The organism is Belliella pelovolcani, from assembly GCF_900156785.1.
Lineage (GTDB): Bacteria > Bacteroidota > Bacteroidia > Cytophagales > Cyclobacteriaceae > Belliella > Belliella pelovolcani.
Genome location: NZ_FTOP01000003.1, coordinates 366,706 through 381,879, shown reverse-complemented (window position 1 = coordinate 381,879; position 15,174 = coordinate 366,706). Strand labels below are relative to the sequence as shown.

14 protein-coding genes and 1 pseudogene are annotated in these 15,174 nt (G+C 39.4%); all 15 read right to left on the bottom strand.

What is annotated here, in order from left to right; translation table 11 throughout:
- Positions 1 to 443: 443 nt before the first annotated feature.
- The 15 genes and pseudogenes from BW935_RS05830 to BW935_RS18855 all read right to left on the bottom strand — a co-directional run bounded on the left by BW935_RS05830 (position 444) and on the right by BW935_RS18855 (position 14,953).
- Entirely contained in the window at positions 444 to 1,121 is a 678-nt protein-coding gene (locus tag BW935_RS05830; protein ID WP_084565828.1) for a glycoside hydrolase family 16 protein, read from the bottom strand.
- A gap of 130 nt (positions 1,122 to 1,251) precedes the next feature.
- Positions 1,252 to 2,025 carry a leucine-rich repeat domain-containing protein gene (locus tag BW935_RS05825; protein WP_076499368.1) on the bottom strand — a complete coding sequence of 258 codons (774 nt, stop codon included), beginning with the start codon at positions 2,023 to 2,025 and terminating at the stop codon, positions 1,252 to 1,254.
- A 10-nt stretch (positions 2,026 to 2,035) separates the two neighbouring features.
- Complete coding sequence (locus BW935_RS05820) at positions 2,036 to 2,998, bottom strand: SdiA-regulated/phytase-like domain-containing protein (protein WP_139325498.1); 963 nt, start codon at positions 2,996 to 2,998, stop codon at positions 2,036 to 2,038.
- Between the two features lie 47 nt (positions 2,999 to 3,045).
- Positions 3,046 to 4,446: a right-handed parallel beta-helix repeat-containing protein gene (locus BW935_RS05815; RefSeq protein WP_076499365.1), complete on the bottom strand. Its 1,401-nt coding sequence runs from the start codon at positions 4,444 to 4,446 to the stop codon at positions 3,046 to 3,048.
- A gap of 23 nt (positions 4,447 to 4,469) precedes the next feature.
- The gene (locus BW935_RS05810; protein ID WP_076499363.1) at positions 4,470 to 7,268 is read right to left on the bottom strand and encodes a TonB-dependent receptor; all 2,799 of its coding nucleotides are present in this window, start codon (positions 7,266 to 7,268) and stop codon (positions 4,470 to 4,472) included.
- A gap of 183 nt (positions 7,269 to 7,451) precedes the next feature.
- Entirely contained in the window at positions 7,452 to 8,024 is a 573-nt protein-coding gene (locus BW935_RS05805; RefSeq protein WP_076499362.1) for a flavodoxin family protein, read from the bottom strand.
- A gap of 112 nt (positions 8,025 to 8,136) precedes the next feature.
- Positions 8,137 to 8,823 carry an ABC transporter ATP-binding protein gene (locus BW935_RS05800; RefSeq protein ID WP_076499360.1) on the bottom strand — a complete coding sequence of 229 codons (687 nt, stop codon included), beginning with the start codon at positions 8,821 to 8,823 and terminating at the stop codon, positions 8,137 to 8,139.
- A 1-nt stretch (position 8,824) separates the two neighbouring features.
- Positions 8,825 to 10,084, bottom strand: a complete 1,260-nt coding sequence (locus BW935_RS05795) for an ABC transporter permease (RefSeq protein WP_076499359.1) — start codon at positions 10,082 to 10,084, stop codon at positions 8,825 to 8,827.
- Entirely contained in the window at positions 10,081 to 11,166 is a 1,086-nt protein-coding gene (locus BW935_RS05790) for an efflux RND transporter periplasmic adaptor subunit (protein ID WP_076499357.1), read from the bottom strand. Before BW935_RS05790 ends, BW935_RS05795 begins: the two co-directional genes overlap by 4 nt.
- Positions 11,167 to 11,537: 371 nt before the next feature.
- A complete protein-coding gene (locus BW935_RS18860) occupies positions 11,538 to 11,702 on the bottom strand; it encodes a tetratricopeptide repeat protein (RefSeq protein WP_139325497.1) in 165 nt (54 codons plus the stop codon).
- Entirely contained in the window at positions 11,642 to 11,827 is a 186-nt protein-coding gene (locus BW935_RS18325; protein ID WP_175606637.1) for a hypothetical protein, read from the bottom strand. The genes BW935_RS18860 and BW935_RS18325 overlap by 61 nt, the downstream gene beginning before the upstream one ends.
- Positions 11,828 to 12,028, bottom strand: a complete 201-nt coding sequence (locus tag BW935_RS18185) for a hypothetical protein (RefSeq protein ID WP_139325496.1) — start codon at positions 12,026 to 12,028, stop codon at positions 11,828 to 11,830.
- Positions 12,029 to 12,069: 41 nt separating this feature from the next.
- A complete protein-coding gene (locus tag BW935_RS05780) occupies positions 12,070 to 12,876 on the bottom strand; it encodes an SDR family NAD(P)-dependent oxidoreductase (RefSeq protein ID WP_076499355.1) in 807 nt (268 codons plus the stop codon).
- 184 nt (positions 12,877 to 13,060) lie between these two features.
- Positions 13,061 to 13,582 (bottom strand): hypothetical protein, encoded by a 522-nt coding sequence (locus BW935_RS05775; RefSeq protein ID WP_076499354.1) that lies wholly within the window; start codon positions 13,580 to 13,582, stop codon positions 13,061 to 13,063.
- 199 nt (positions 13,583 to 13,781) lie between these two features.
- Positions 13,782 to 14,953 (bottom strand): annotated as a pseudogene (locus BW935_RS18855) (agmatine deiminase family protein).
- Positions 14,954 to 15,174 lie beyond the last annotated feature (221 nt).

The window sequence follows — 15,174 nt, the reverse complement described above, 5'->3', positions numbered from 1 at the left end:
TAATTGAATGGTTGAATTGATGTAAATAGAGAAATTGCGATTTACAGCACTTAGCGAGCAAATCATATTAAAACCGATTTAACTTTGCATTGAAATTGATTGATGCCTGCCCGAGTCATGTCGGTTGAATCTAATTGATAATTTGTTCCGATTTTTTGGAATTTACTAATAGCAGCCAATTTTACCATTAAATCGATATAACTGGTAAAGAATAGTATATTCAATTTAGGAATTAAAATTACGAATAGAAATGTATAGATGGAAGGTAAAAGTAAAAAAAGGGTATATTAACTATTGATAGACCTTTACATAATCTATAACAAACTGCTGTGGCAGAACCTTATCATCTATTGGCCCGGGCCAATTGGCCCCCATGGCAAGGTTGATGATCAAAAAATGCGGTTTGCGAAAAGGGTTATCTGGTCCAATGCCAGCATGATCAATTATGAATGATACAGGTCATCATTGACATAAAAGTCGATTTTCTCCGCTGACCATTCAATCGCATACACATTAAACTTCCGTGCCAAACCCTTTTGGACATGAAGGCCTCCATTGGACAAGTATTCCTCTTCATTGCCGACAGGATAATGTACGGTTCCATGAATTTCCAAAGGTTTTTTGCCAACATGCTCCATGATGTCAATTTCTCCTGCAAAAGGCCAACCTACTTCATCAATATCAGTTCCAAGCATCCATATCGCAGGCCACAGGCCTTTTCCTTTTGGGAGCTTGGCACGTACCTCAATCCTGCCATAAGTCCAAGCATGCAATCCTTGAGTACTGATACTTGCTGAGGTATAGGACGCATAAGGTTCCGAGGTTCTCCAATTGGTCGAGCCGGGGTCGAAGGCAGCGTTCGGATATTTTCCCTTTCTTCCAGTTATGAATAATTTCCCTCTTTTGACTTGTGCATTGGTAAGCCTGTTTTGGGTGTAATACTGCTGCTCTTGATTTCTCACATGGCCAAGTTCATAAGACCACTTTTCAAGATCGGGTAAGCCTTTGTAATTGAATTCTTCAGACCAAATTAATGTCCACTGTTTCAATTGAGCTTGTGCATCGAAGAAAACCGTATTAAAACACCCCAAAAGCAAAACAAAAAAAGTTCGCTGTATCATGCAGCAAAGGTAATTAAAATTACATCCTAGTATTAATAAGAGACAAGGTTGGGAATAAAAAAACCACTCTCCTATTTAGGTGAGTGGTTTTTAGAGCTAAGCAAACTTTTTTAAAGCTATATGCTTTAAATTAATCCTCTGCTGGAACACCCTCAATATTTGAAATTTGATCCAAATATGGCCTAATTGGACTCCAATCCTCAACAGTAAGCTGTCTCAAATCCAAGGTAGCGCCACCATTTTCTGCTGCACCTGGAGTAGAATCTAGTAAGGCACCAGCAGCCATCATTTCTGCTAAGATTGTTACATTGGTAACTCCAGTGTTTCTCATGTTGATTCTATAGAGTGTGGTGAAATTTCTGATGGTATTCAGACCAGCATTTCCCATTGGTACTTCTCTAAGGATTATTTCTTTCAGTCCAGTGTTTTTAGAAAGTGGGCTAATATCAGTAATACCTCTAGCTGTATTCGCATTGAAATATGTAAGCGTAGTATATTCTGATACAGGGCTCAGATCAGTGACATCTGTATTGTTCATTCTGAGGTATTCCACCTTTTTTAAGTCCTTGATCGGTGTAAGGTCAGACACCTTGGTACTCCCAAAATGAAGATAAGTAAGGTTCTCAGCATATTCTAACCCTGTAAGGTCAGCTATTTCGGAGATTGTTCCTGAGAAATCAGAACCACCATCTATTGTCAATTCCTCTAGTCTCAACATATCCTCAGATGTGATCTGAGCACTTGCTTCAAGTTCTAGTGCTAGACGAATTTGAGTAGCGAGATTGGTATCTGGCACATTGACAATGGTAGGCATTTCTGGCTCGGGATCATCAGAACAGCTAATGACTCCAATAGATAAACTAAACAGTGCTAAAAGAGACCAAATTTTGAATGTAGTTTTCATGATTTTGCTATTAATTTGAAAGTAAATATTTATAAAGGTTTGGTGGTGTTGAACTATTCAACTCTTCACTTAAAGTGAAATAATTATTATTTGGATCTAGGCAGATCGCTTCCCCTTGTGGTTCCCCTATATAAGGAGCTCTAAGGGGTGTTCGGGCTAGCATCTCTACCATTGTTTCCCCCATTTGCCTTTCCCAAAAGAAGATTTCCTGTCTATTTTTGATCAAAACTTTATCCCCTTGAAGGTTAGTAGTGGCAGCCGATGAATCTCTAAAACCAAATTCACCAGCAAATACTGCTTCGTTTCTAACTCCATTTTCTTGAGGATATGGAAGTACATAAAGCTTTGAGAATGTACTCCTCTTGGTAGTCAAGAAAATATCTAAGGTCTCAGGATCTACCATTAAACCTTCTGCGTCATGACTGCCATCTGGGTAGTCAAAGTCAATCTGATCCAATTCAAGATTTGACAATGTAATTGTCTGTCCTCTGTGAGCTTCTTCGAAGACAGGCTCTTTGATTCTGTAAACTGTATATTGATTTCTTCTTAAGTTATTGTCACCAGTATCACTGATATACAGGTATGTGATGTTTTCCTCAGGCCCGAATGACACTTCGATATCTTCCCAATCAATATTGACTGTCCCTTCTATTCTATACTTGGCAACAATTTCTGCTGTCTCTGAATCAAGTAGGAAGAGTATATTTGTATTTCCAGAATCTTGATGCGTCCAAATTTTACCAGGGTTTTGGTAACTATATGCCAAACCAGAAGCCTCACTCAATGGTACAGCACCCAGATTTTCTGGTAAGGGAATCCATTTTTCCGTGACTGGCATAGAGAAGGTGTTGTAGCTGACCCTAAAAGGCACATGCGTGCTCCAATAATTGTCTTGCTGAGGATCAGCCTCTGTAAGGCATGAGCTGAAGCTGCAACATAAAGCAAAGAAAGTATACCAAGGTAATCTATTCATCAGCTGTAACAAATCAGGAGTAGGTGCTCCTACTCCTGAATGATAACTTAATTTCTTGTTCCGAATGCGCCGAAGAAAGCTCTTGGAGCTGGAGGAGTAAATGTCATGCTTCCATCCAATGTGGTGTAAGCAGTGTGAACAGGATCAAAATCTGTAATTCCTCCAGTCAATGCAGGTGAATCAGCTTTTAAGTGGAAATCAGCTCCTGCTGGGATTGGCGAAATATTTCTCGACAAAGGATCAGTGCTTACACTTGAGTTACCACCAAAAGTGAAAGTACTAGGGTCATAATTTTCAAACATTGGATCATTCTCTTGTGGAGCACCAGCCACATCAGTACTTGGGATTGGGGTCCTTGGGTCATTTCCAATCAAGCCAACTGATGAGGTAGCACTTGTAGGGTAAAATTCATCTGTGATGGTCTGCACTGCACCGTAGTTCCAGTTGTAACCATAATTGATAGACTCTACTCTTGGCTGAGATTCACCTGAAACTAGCCTTAGTCCAAACCTATTGTTTACCAAAAGATTGTTGTGAACATCTCCATAGGAATCTGATTCATAGTTTAGACCTGCTCCTCTACCTGGCTCAGCTCTTCTGTATCCTGAATTAAGGATAGTATTATTGTAAAAGTTTGTGTGACATCTACCTCTTTCTCCTGGTCCTGTATCTGCCGATTTGAGACCATTAGTTGCGAGATTATAAAATAAGTTGAAAGCAAAATCTCCAGAAGTAGCAGCTTTAATGTTTACAGCGTCTCCTCCAGTACCACCAGTAACTTCAAATGTATTGTATGTCATCAATGTTTTTCCACCATTGATTCTGATTGCATCATCTGGGCAGAAAGCGATTTTGGAATTATTCAACACAAATATTCCATCTTGTCTCATTTGGGCTTGTCTTATGTAATAGAGGGCATAACTTGCATCTCCTGCGTTTAATTCTCCACCTCCTCCAGTAGCTGGTTGAGCCATGGCGTTTTCTTCTCTTGCAGCTCCACCTGCATATAATATATCCGTATAGAGAATTACCAAATCTCCTGCAACATTGGTACCTATGACACCACCCCATAACTGACCGATACCATTATTTTTAGGCCCTTCAATCAATTCTTGAGATGCAGTCAAAGTGACTCTTGCACCCTCTTCTCCCTTGATATATAAGGAACCAAACACATCGATAAACCAAGCTTCTCCATTTGGTCCTTCTTGAAATTCAAGCGTGACTCCTGCTGGAATAGTCACAGAAGCATTTTGAGGAACAACTAAGTCACCGACTACTTTGTAAGTTTCTCCTCTTTCGAAGTCAATCTCTGTCATATCCCCTGAAATACCATCTAGTATTTCATCTGGGTTTTCATCTATTGGATTGATTTCTTCATCTTCCTTACAGGCAAATAAAGCCATTGCAAGCATTGCTAGTAACAATAATGATTTGAGTGTTTTCATAATTTTATTTGTATTGATGATGTTTAAAGTGTGTATCTCAGTCCTAGTCTAATTGCCTGACCAAACAAATCCCTTCTTACAAATCCAATATTAAATGGATCAGTTTGATATGGATAAGGATCCGTAGGCACTGCCAGTGGTTTTTTGACATAAAGTTGATAAGGTGTATTGAGTATGTTATTTACTTTCATGAAGACCACTAGTCCATTCTTGAAACCCTTATCTAAAGAGAAATCTAGCTGGGTCATTGGTTTCATGTAATGATCTGCCTCAAAAAATGGGGAGACGAAAGCAATTCTTTCACCTGCATAGTTTGCCACCAATTGAATATCGAGCATTCGGTCTTGATCTTTGTAAAGCAAGCTGAGATTGGCGATGTGATCCGATTGTCCTTGAAGAGGCCTTGTTTGATTCACAATAGAATTTGAACGATCTTCATTGACTACCACCTTGGTCGTGGTGATTTCCGACTTGGTATAAGTATAATTCATCCTTATTCCAATCTTGCTAAAATACCTGGTGTAATCTGCCTCTATTCCGAAATTTGTAGCGTCATCAAAATTTTGAGGTAAGATTCTGCTGGTATTCGGGGTAACATCACTTCCATCAGGTTGTGGAAATCCATATTCAATCGGATCAATGATCTTTTTGTAAAAAAATCCAACTAAAATTTGATCCGCCCCTGATGGGAAAAACTCGTATCTCAGATCTGCACTATGGCCAAAGGATGGACGCAAATTTTCATTTCCTCTTTCGCTGTAAAAAGAATCTCCTCCTCCTGCACTTCTAATGGTAGGTACAATTTCATAAAACCCAGGTCTACTGATACCTTTAAAATAAGTAGCTCGAAGATTGGTTCTATCATTGATACTATGCTTGATACTTGCAGAAGGGAAAAGACTCAAGTATTGTTGTTCTTTTTTCAGCTCTGTATCATTACTTGAAGCAGATACAGCATTGATTTCGTAGCCTTGAAAAGTCTGTTCTGCTCTCAATCCTGCCTGAAAATTTGTCTTATTGACTGTTACACTACCATTGATATAACCGGCATAAATATTTTCATAAGCGTCATATACCAAGTTGCTCCTATCTCCACTTCCTAATGGATTGGCCATGGCGCTGAAATTGACTTCTCCAAAATCATCCCAATCCACGCCTCTAAATTGTCCGAAGATTTGAGCGTAGTTATAAAAGTTAAAGAAATTATCCCTAACCTTATTCCTCACCAAGCCACCAAAAAGCACCTCTGTCTTTTCATTGATAAAGTAAGGCGTGTATTTGAAGTCTAGATAGAAGGAAATGTCTGTATCTCTATTTCTTTCCCATGCACGAGAATTTCTAGTACCTTGGAAGTATACGGATTCGTTTGTAATTCTATTCTCAGCAGTGATAAATTGACCAGCCCTAGAAAAAACGCCATCATCAGGTCTATCATTCAGTGCAGTTGAGTAAATAGCCATCCAATTCGCTTTCAAATTCCCAGCGAGTGAGTGATCCCCTCTTAAGTCAGCAGTAGTAATAGATTGGAAAATATTGCTAAATCTAGTGATTGGATATACGGCATAGTCTGTGGTAGAAACAAAGGACTCTCTCCTCACTTGATCCCTTACTCTAAATTCATTCAGAAGATATTGACCTAGGTAGAGACTGATGTTGTGTTTTGGGTTGATAGCATAATCTAATTTACCATGGAAAGCGGTTCTTTGAAGCTGAGAACTAGTTTCCCTTTCGATCAACTCACGCATCAAAAGTGGGTTACCTGGCAAAAAACTAACACCTGGATCATAAAAGTAGTTGGAAACAGGCCTATAGGAATTCTGGAAACTCCCCCCTAGCATCACGCCAAGCTTATTGTCTAGATATCTATTTCCAAAAGTTAAATTTGCAAAAATATCAGGAAGCGGTGTAATTCCTTCATTGATCATATTTTCAACAGGAAAGTCAGCTGGGGTCGCACGATAATTTTCTCCAAATCTCTCCTTAGGTGAGCGTCTATTGAGATTAGACCTATCGTAGGTTTGAAAAGGTCGCTCTAGGTTCAATTGATTATAACCTAACTGAATATCACCTTCTAACATCAATTGATTTGGAGCGCTCTTCATGATCATATTGACCGTTCCGCCTATTGCGTCAGCTTCCATGTTGGCTGTTAGTGATTTGTAAACCTCCAATCTCTCAAGTAATACAGCTGGAAAAATATCTAAGGGAACAAACCTGTTTTCGTTATCAGGAGAAGGGATTTTGATTCCGTTGACCAAGGTGTTGTTGTACCTTTTGTCCATACCTCTTACGATTGCATACTGAGGGTCTCCGCTGGCGTTTCTTTCAATCGACAAACCTGACACTCTCTGGATCACGTTGGCCACTGTGATATCAGGAGAAAGTTGAATTTGCCTTGCCGATATAATATTTAATACACTGGCGGAGTTTTTTTCTAGTTGTCTCGCTTGAATGTCTGTACCCTTTACACCAGCTGTCACTATCACTTCTGAAAGCAATGCATCATCAGATTCCAAATCAAAATCCATTGATAAAGTCGCATTATCAGTAGTAAATTCAATGATTTCGAGGAAACTAGCATATCCCATGTAAGAAACTTCAAGGGAATAAACACCAATAGGGATATTTGATAAATTATAGGTTCCGTCTAGTCCTGTGATGGTTCTATAAACCTCTTGGGTTGAATTATTGGTGATGCTGACGTTTGCTCCGATGAGCAGCTCCTTACTTGATGTATCTCTGATCTTTCCAATAATTTTGGCAGCAAACGAATCAGAAGAACTAAACAGTAAAAATGACAATAACAATAACTTGATCTTCATGCGACAAATGTAGTCGTCGAAGATTACCTCCTTATTTTCTTAATATTTTCTAATCATTATCTTATACTAATCCAATGTTAACCTAGTATAAACAAGACAGACGTTGTATTTGTAATATGTACTTGAAGATGGTAAAAAGCGACCTTACATATTCAGAATACCCTTTTCTTTCTTAACAATAAATCAATCTTTGATTTTGGTTAGCTCTCCTACCCTTCTCCCCAATCCTTCAGCCTTTTTTAAAAAAATCTCCTGCACTTCCCTATCGGCAAAGTCTCCTTCGCCTGTAATCGCAGAAGCACCAAAAGCAGCTTCCAATTCTTCACCACCTACTATAATCATCCCGTGAATCATCATGGATCGGATCATGGCAAACATGGTGGCTTCCTCCCCTATCGAAAAACCTCCTCCCGTCACGAATACTGCACCGATCTTATTTTTCAAAGGTCTTCCGTCAAATGGCCAAGAATTAATGAAAGCCTGTACTTCAGGCGTAATATTGCCATTGTAAACAGGAGAGCCTAGGATAATGGCTGAGGCCTGTAGGATTTCATCTTTGGTTACTTCAGCTATTGGCTTGAGAATAAAATCAACTTCCTTGACACTAGAAACACCTTTGGCTACTGCTTCTGCCATAGCTTTGGTTTTACCAGATTCGGAATGGTAGGTGATTAGCACCTTGGGTAGGGATTGGGCTGAGGTAACTTGGACTATTCCCAAGATGAATATTAAAAGTAAGGCTCCTGAAGTTTTCATAAGAGTTTCTTCCCTCGATTAAGTTGACTCAAATATAATGTTTCGAAGGCATCATTTTATGTTTTCGCTTATCAAGTATTCCACCAATTTAAATCGTGAACCAATTCAAAGCTTAAAGGTGCGAGACAATCTTCCCATCCTCCATCCAGATGGTCCTGTCAGTCTTGTCTGCTAACTCTGAATCATGGGTAACCATCAGCATTGTTTGGTGAAATTCTTGAACCAACTCTCGAAATATGCCAAAAACAATATCTGAATTCTTTTTATCCAAATTACCGGTAGGTTCATCGCTCATGATGATCAGCGGATTATTGATCAAAGCTCTAGCTATGGAAACACGCTGTTTTTGGCCACCAGATAATTGATTGGCTTTTTTGAAAGCATGCTCGTGCATATCAAAAATCCGGAGCTTTTCCATCGCTTGATGCTCCACTTCCTCTCTAGAGAGCTTATTGAGTTTGAGACCCGGAACCATCACATTTTCCAACACGGAAAACTCATGAATCAAATAGTGAAATTGAAAAACAAAGCCAATCTTTTCATTTCTGAGTTGAGAGAGAACCTGAGAAGGCTGGTCTGTAATCAAATGATCATCCAACAATAATTGGCCTTCATAATCCGTATCCATTGTCGAAAGTACATATAGCAGGGTTGATTTGCCACATCCCGACTTTCCCATCACAGATACAAATTCTCCTTTATTAACTGAAAATGTAACTTCTTTGAGTACCTGAACTTTCCCAGGACTATAGAAATACTTATTGATTTTCTTCGCTTCTATGACTGTAGATGTTTGCATCTTATTTTCCTCGGATTATTTCTACAGGATCGATTTTACTAGCTTTTCTCGATGGAAAAAAGCCAGCGAAATAGGTAGTAACTAAGCTAAAAACACCTCCAATCAAGTAGAATTTGGGATTAAAATTGACCGGAAAGGTTTTGATAGTAGGCAAAGCTTCAGTTTCAAAAGGAATCTGCTCAATACCTAAGCAAGCAAAATACCCAAAGATCAAACCTAAAACTCCTCCAACAAATCCAATTGATATTGCGATACTTGTAAAGATCTGTTGCACATCCGTTCCAGAAAATCCAATTGCTTTTAGAATAGCAATGGTGTCCATTTTTTCATAGATCATCATGTTCAGGATATTGTAAATACCGAATCCTGAGACTACTAAAAAAGTAATTCCTACGGCATAACTGATCATCGAACGTATATCAGAGCCTGTTTCAAATTGCGCATTAACAGTCTGTATGTCATCTGCTTGAATATCGAAAATTGTGCTATATTCTTTTGCCATGGCTGGTGCTAATGTAAAATCATGCAGCTTTACCTGAATATCTGTCACATAGGAAGCGCTTTCTCCAATCATTTTTTGAGCAGTAGCCAAAGAAACGTAGGATTGAATATTGTCCAGTTCTCCTAGTCCTGATTGATAATACCCAACAACTTTTAGCAATAATCGATTGCCTTGTGCCGTTGTGACCTGCACATAATCTCCGATCTCTGCCATTATTCTATCAGCAGCACCTTTTCCTAAAATAATGCTGGTAGCAGTATTTTGGAGATTCATAAAATCCCCGGCCACCACATAATCACTAAATGCGAAGAGTCTGTTTTCTTCGACTACTTGAATTCCATTCAAGGAACCAGGAATATCTACATTTCCAACATTGAAAAATACCTGTACAGTGATTTTGGGTGCTATTCCTGAAATCCTATCATCTTTTTCCAAGGTTTGAATGATTGCCTCATTGTTATATATATTGACACGTGCGCCAGAAGGTTTGACAGATCGAATTATATTGTAAAAGCCTGTCAACTCTTCAAATACATTGATGGGCTGATCCTCACTTGGTTTGATTTCATTGTAAAAGCGGATATGGGGAGTCCGATTCAAAATTAATCCATCCAACAAGTCATTGAGCCCGTTCATAAAACCAAGTAATGCAATAAACATGGTAATGCTAAAGGTTACTCCTACAGCAGCTACCATTGTTTGTTTGATGCGTGCCAGCATCAAGGCTTTTGCAATTTCTATAATCAGCCCAAATTTCATAGAAAGGGCTTTTTTAATTTGGTCTGCTCATTAATCCCCCCCAAGACTTCCACCAATTGATAATCCTTAAGACCTGTTTGAATCTCTAAAGTATCCCCATCTGCAGCTAATACGAATCGATCTTGGATTAGGTAATTCCTAGGGATTGTCAATACATTTTCTTTGGCTTGAATTAGAATATTCGCTTCAAAATTCAAGTTGGGATAGAGCACATCTGGTTTTTGGACAAATTCAGCTTCTACAGTAAAGCTCTTGGTCCGCTCATCCATAATCGGATTAATTTTCCTTAATACAGCTTCAAAAATTTCTCCTCTATAGCTATCAAGTTTGACGAGAATGCGTTGTCCCTCCTTTACTTTAGCGACATCGTATTCATCAACCTGCATTTCTAAGATAAATTCATCTGCACTACCAATGATGGCCAAAGGTGTTTGCGGATTGACCATTTCTCCTTTTTCAACTAGCAAAGCATATACCTTTCCAGCTATTTTACTTCGCAGCGAGAGGTCGCCTTCTACAGATTTGGAAATCGCCAAGTTTTTAGAGGCATTCCGTTCGTTAAACTCCAATTCCCGCTTAAAATCTCTGTACCGAAGTTGAGCTGAGAGGTACTGGGTTTTAGAGTTTTGAAAATTCAACCGTCGTTGTTCTAGATCATTGGCCGTGCCGATACCCTGTTTCCAAAGATTTTCTTGCCTGCTTAGAAGGAGTGAATCATTTTCAAATTTAATTCTGGCAAATTCAATAGAAACCTCCACCTCTTTGATTTTTAGTTCATTTTCTCGCCGATCAGCAAATTCCCGAGCTAATTCCGCGGTCTCTCTAGAGAGTTTAGTCGATTCGTTGGATATCTCTAAAAGAATTTGACCTTCTTCTACAAGTTCTCCTTCTTCCACGGATAATGAAGAAAGAATTCCATTTGTATTGGCAAAAGCACGATATTGATTTTTAGCTTTAATGAGCCCAGAAGCGAATACAGACTCAGAGATATTTTTCTTTATTGGAAAGGTAGTTTCTGGTGGTGTACTACACGCGAACAAAGTTCCACAAATAAAAATAAAATTGGGAAATATCCTTTTCATAGCTTATGCTTTGGGTTTGACTAAAGATACAAGCTAAAAAATAAAAAAAGAACAGTAGGTGAATTATTGATTTCAATTACAAGCTTTCCAAGTAAAGCCATTCATCGTGAAATGGCTTCTTCAGTTTCACCTTTTTTTACAAATGCTTTTGCCAAATGGAGATCTATTCCAGAAGAGCCTCCTGTGGTGCAGAGGACTTGATTTGATGTTTTCATAACATTTTTTTCAACGTTTTCAATCAATATATTATCAACGCAGGTATTACTCCATAGGTAAGTGTTCTCCACAACCATTCCAAGGAACCAAACCTATACTTGCTTAACCACTACTTAAATTTTTCCAAAGTTCAAAACTTTGGAAATTTGTTGAACTTAAGGCTTCAATGCTAGCAATCGCTTCTCAATTACAAGATTACAGGGATAGATATCCAGTGCCTTTTGGTAGTATTGGATGGCGTTGGCAGTATCCCCTTGCGTTAAAAAGCCTTCGGCATAACTATCCCATACATTTTCTTCCTGATTTTCATATCCCCCCACATTTCCCTTGCTCCTACTACACCATTGGCTACTAAGAGGTCATTGGTATCTTCATAGTTCCAGTTATTATGCACATGCATATCCCAAAGCCCTGGGATCAGGAATTTCCCTTTTCCATCTACCACTTAAGTGTTTTTTCCGGATTTAATGGTTCTAGTGTAGATGGCCGTTATTTCATCACCGTCAATGGCGACTGTTCGGTTAGGAAGTACTTCACCCGTGACTACGTCTATGACATTCACATTGGTGATCAAAAGATCATGGGAAGGGCTGGAGCAAGCAAAAATGATCCATCCTAGGAGTGTGAAAAGTGTGAGTTTTTTCATGTGTTTTTGGTTTTGGGGTTCACACGGAGCAACATATCACATCACAATGATTTAGAGATTTCTTTTATCTGCTTTGCCATCATAACCCTTGCTAAGCCAGGAAAGAAGCGACCCAAAAAAACAAAGACTTTTCCATGGCCTGTGATGACTGCTAGCTTCTTCCGTTTGTCAATGGCCCTAATCATATCTCTGACTGCTTTATCTGTTGGCCACATAAGGTTGGCAGGACGTGGGTCATTGGCATTGGGGTTAAAATGGCCTTTATTATCCACTCTTGTGATATTACTGTCAACAAATCCGGGATGAATTGTCGTGCAAGTCACTCCTGAACCTAAAAGTTCTACTTGAAGAGACTCACCGATATTATGTACTGCAGCTTTACTTGCGCCATAGGCGCTGAGGTATGGATTGGGAATATACGCAGCAATACTACCTATCAATACCAACCTTCCTTTAGTCTTCTTAAGCTCCGGCAATACATGCTTCACCGTCATTGCCAGGCCGATTACATTAATATCCAGTTGTCTGGTCCACTCCTCCCGACTGAGGTTTTCCAAAAACCCGATCACCCCGCCCCCTGCATTGGCCACAGCAATATCAATTTTGCCATATTGACTCACAATTTGACTGACTGCACGTTGAATGGAAGATTCGTCCGTCACATCACAGAAAACGGCAAATGCTTCCCCGCCTTGTTTTACTATTTCTTTGACGAGCGCATCTAGCAAATCCATACGCCGTGCGGCCACTGCTACAGCATAATTTTTAGCCCCATATTGCAGTGCCATCTCCCTTCCAATTCCGGAAGAAGCACCGGTAATCCAAACTACTTTTTTTGATGTTTTCATCTATCTTATATATAGGATTAACTAATGTGAAATACGCGCTTTTTAAAGAGTTTACACGCTGAAAATGCATGATAGTCAGGAATAAGCAGGAGTGAAATATTTCAAGGTTTTTCGTTATGGGGTTCTCGCAGCGTACGCCACGAAATACGCAAAGATGGTTATTGTCAGGTAAAAACGGGGGTGCTTATTTTTCATTTAAATTTTGTCGGGCAGAAAGCATTTCAAAAACCTGCACCCACTGATCGCCCATGTTCATTTCCCCGATCTCATGGATCTGTCCCTTTTCATTTACCTGCATGGAAAAACGTAAGTTCTTGTTCATAAAATAGATGAATGCCCCGTTTTCAAAAACTCCTGAATAATCCCCATCCGGTGTTAGCGTAGAGTACACACGAAGAGGAAAATTATTGGCTTTTTCATCATAAGTCCCTAGGATTAGGCTTTTGTGGTGAACTTCCCCTTTCACTGTTGTGGTATTTTCCAGCATTAGGAGCCTCCCATCCAGTTTGATTTGAATGTTATAGGCATGATGCCATTCTGTTTGTTGTCCATCCTCTGTCAACCTCCAGCCGATTCCTTTCCATTGCCCGATAAATGGCTCCCAATGGGACATTCCTGATGGATTATATGCCTGAAGCCTATCAGATTGTGCGAAATCATCGCTGATAAACAAGAAAATAAACAGGGGTATAAATAATGACTTCATATTAACAAGATCATTTGTATCACGCAGAGAACGCTAAGGAAATCGAAGCGAACACAGCGAATTTAAAACCCTCACGTGGCGCTCGTTGCGTTTTTTCCGCTGCGACCGTTGCGTGAAACCATTCCCCTAAATTTCTTTCAATTTCTAGTTGCCCACAATACCCTAATGATGTGATGGTTTGATAAAAAATCCCTAATTCTCAATTTACCTTAGGCACTTGCTTGGTGAAACAATGAATACCTCCACCACCCCAATTATATTCAATAGCATCTATCCAAACCAAAGTTTTATCAGGGTATAAACTTGAAAAGATATCTTTCACACGTTCTTCTTTTTCAGGCGAACTGCCTACATGTAAGTAGGTAGGCAATAAAACCTTGTCATTTGAAATCAAAAAATTCAAATAGGAAGAAGACGACAAATACTGAAGTGTATCTCCGACTTGCACGCCCTGATCAGGGGCAAAATACTCTTTCCCAATCGTGGAATCACTCATTGCCCATCTTTCTACAACCACATTGGGCCTATACCGGAGGTCAGGCAATGGGACTTTAATGATAGAAAAGGGCCTCCCATCTTGATCTTTTGCTTTTTTCAGAATTTCATAAGTCTCCTGCATCCTTTTGTGATTCTCGGCATGTATGGGATGTAGGTTTTTTTCTTCTTCATCCACCCATGCTAGAAGAATCGTATTGGCATTTGCGAATCGAATGTATTCATCCGTATGACCACCTGTACCTAATGCAATGTATCCAGGTATGATGAATTTCGACACATCACCATCTTCTACAAGGCCTTTTCCTACCCAAATAAAATGATGAACACCCAATGTTCTTGCAACTCTTGCTCCATGCTTTCCTTGGTTGAAGTCGGATTGACCATTAACATCCACTCTTCATTCAGCAATATGGTACCTTTACCATTGACTTCAATTGCTCCCCCATCTAGGTTCAATGAAGAAGTAATGACTTCGATACCATTTCTAGCTGCTATCAGGCTATCTGTTTTTTGATTTCGGTCAAAGAACGAAGCATAAATCTTTGCTGAGTCGGGTTCTTCTCCTTTCTCAATTAAAAAACGCTCAAAGTAGTCCTGGTATGACCACCTGAAATCTACTGCCTTTTTCTCTCCCAACCCATTGGTCAGATACACAGGACCAATATCTCTTAAGGCTAAAGCCTGCCGAATAGGGATGGTCAAAAAAGTAAATGAAGCCGTATCTAAACCATTTTCTACTAGATATTGCTTAAATATTTGAGGGTTTTCGCTGGTATCTGATACAAATATGACAGAAGTGGAACCTTCAAGCGCTCGTGCCACATCTGCAGCCAAGGGGAAAAACTCAGGCTGAATGGTTTTCCAACCAATCATAATAGCTTCCTGTGGTTCCCATTCAGCAGGATAATAAAAAATTGAAGGATCTCTTCGCTCTTGCTTGCAGGAGAAAATAATCACGATCAAAAAGACAAAGAAAATTAGATTTTTCATGGATTAAGGATTTTTGTTTCATGCGGCGAACGCAAAGAAAAGCGCGGCGAACGCGGTGATTTTTTAAATTAATTACGTTGCGCTCGTGGCGTATTTCTCGTTGC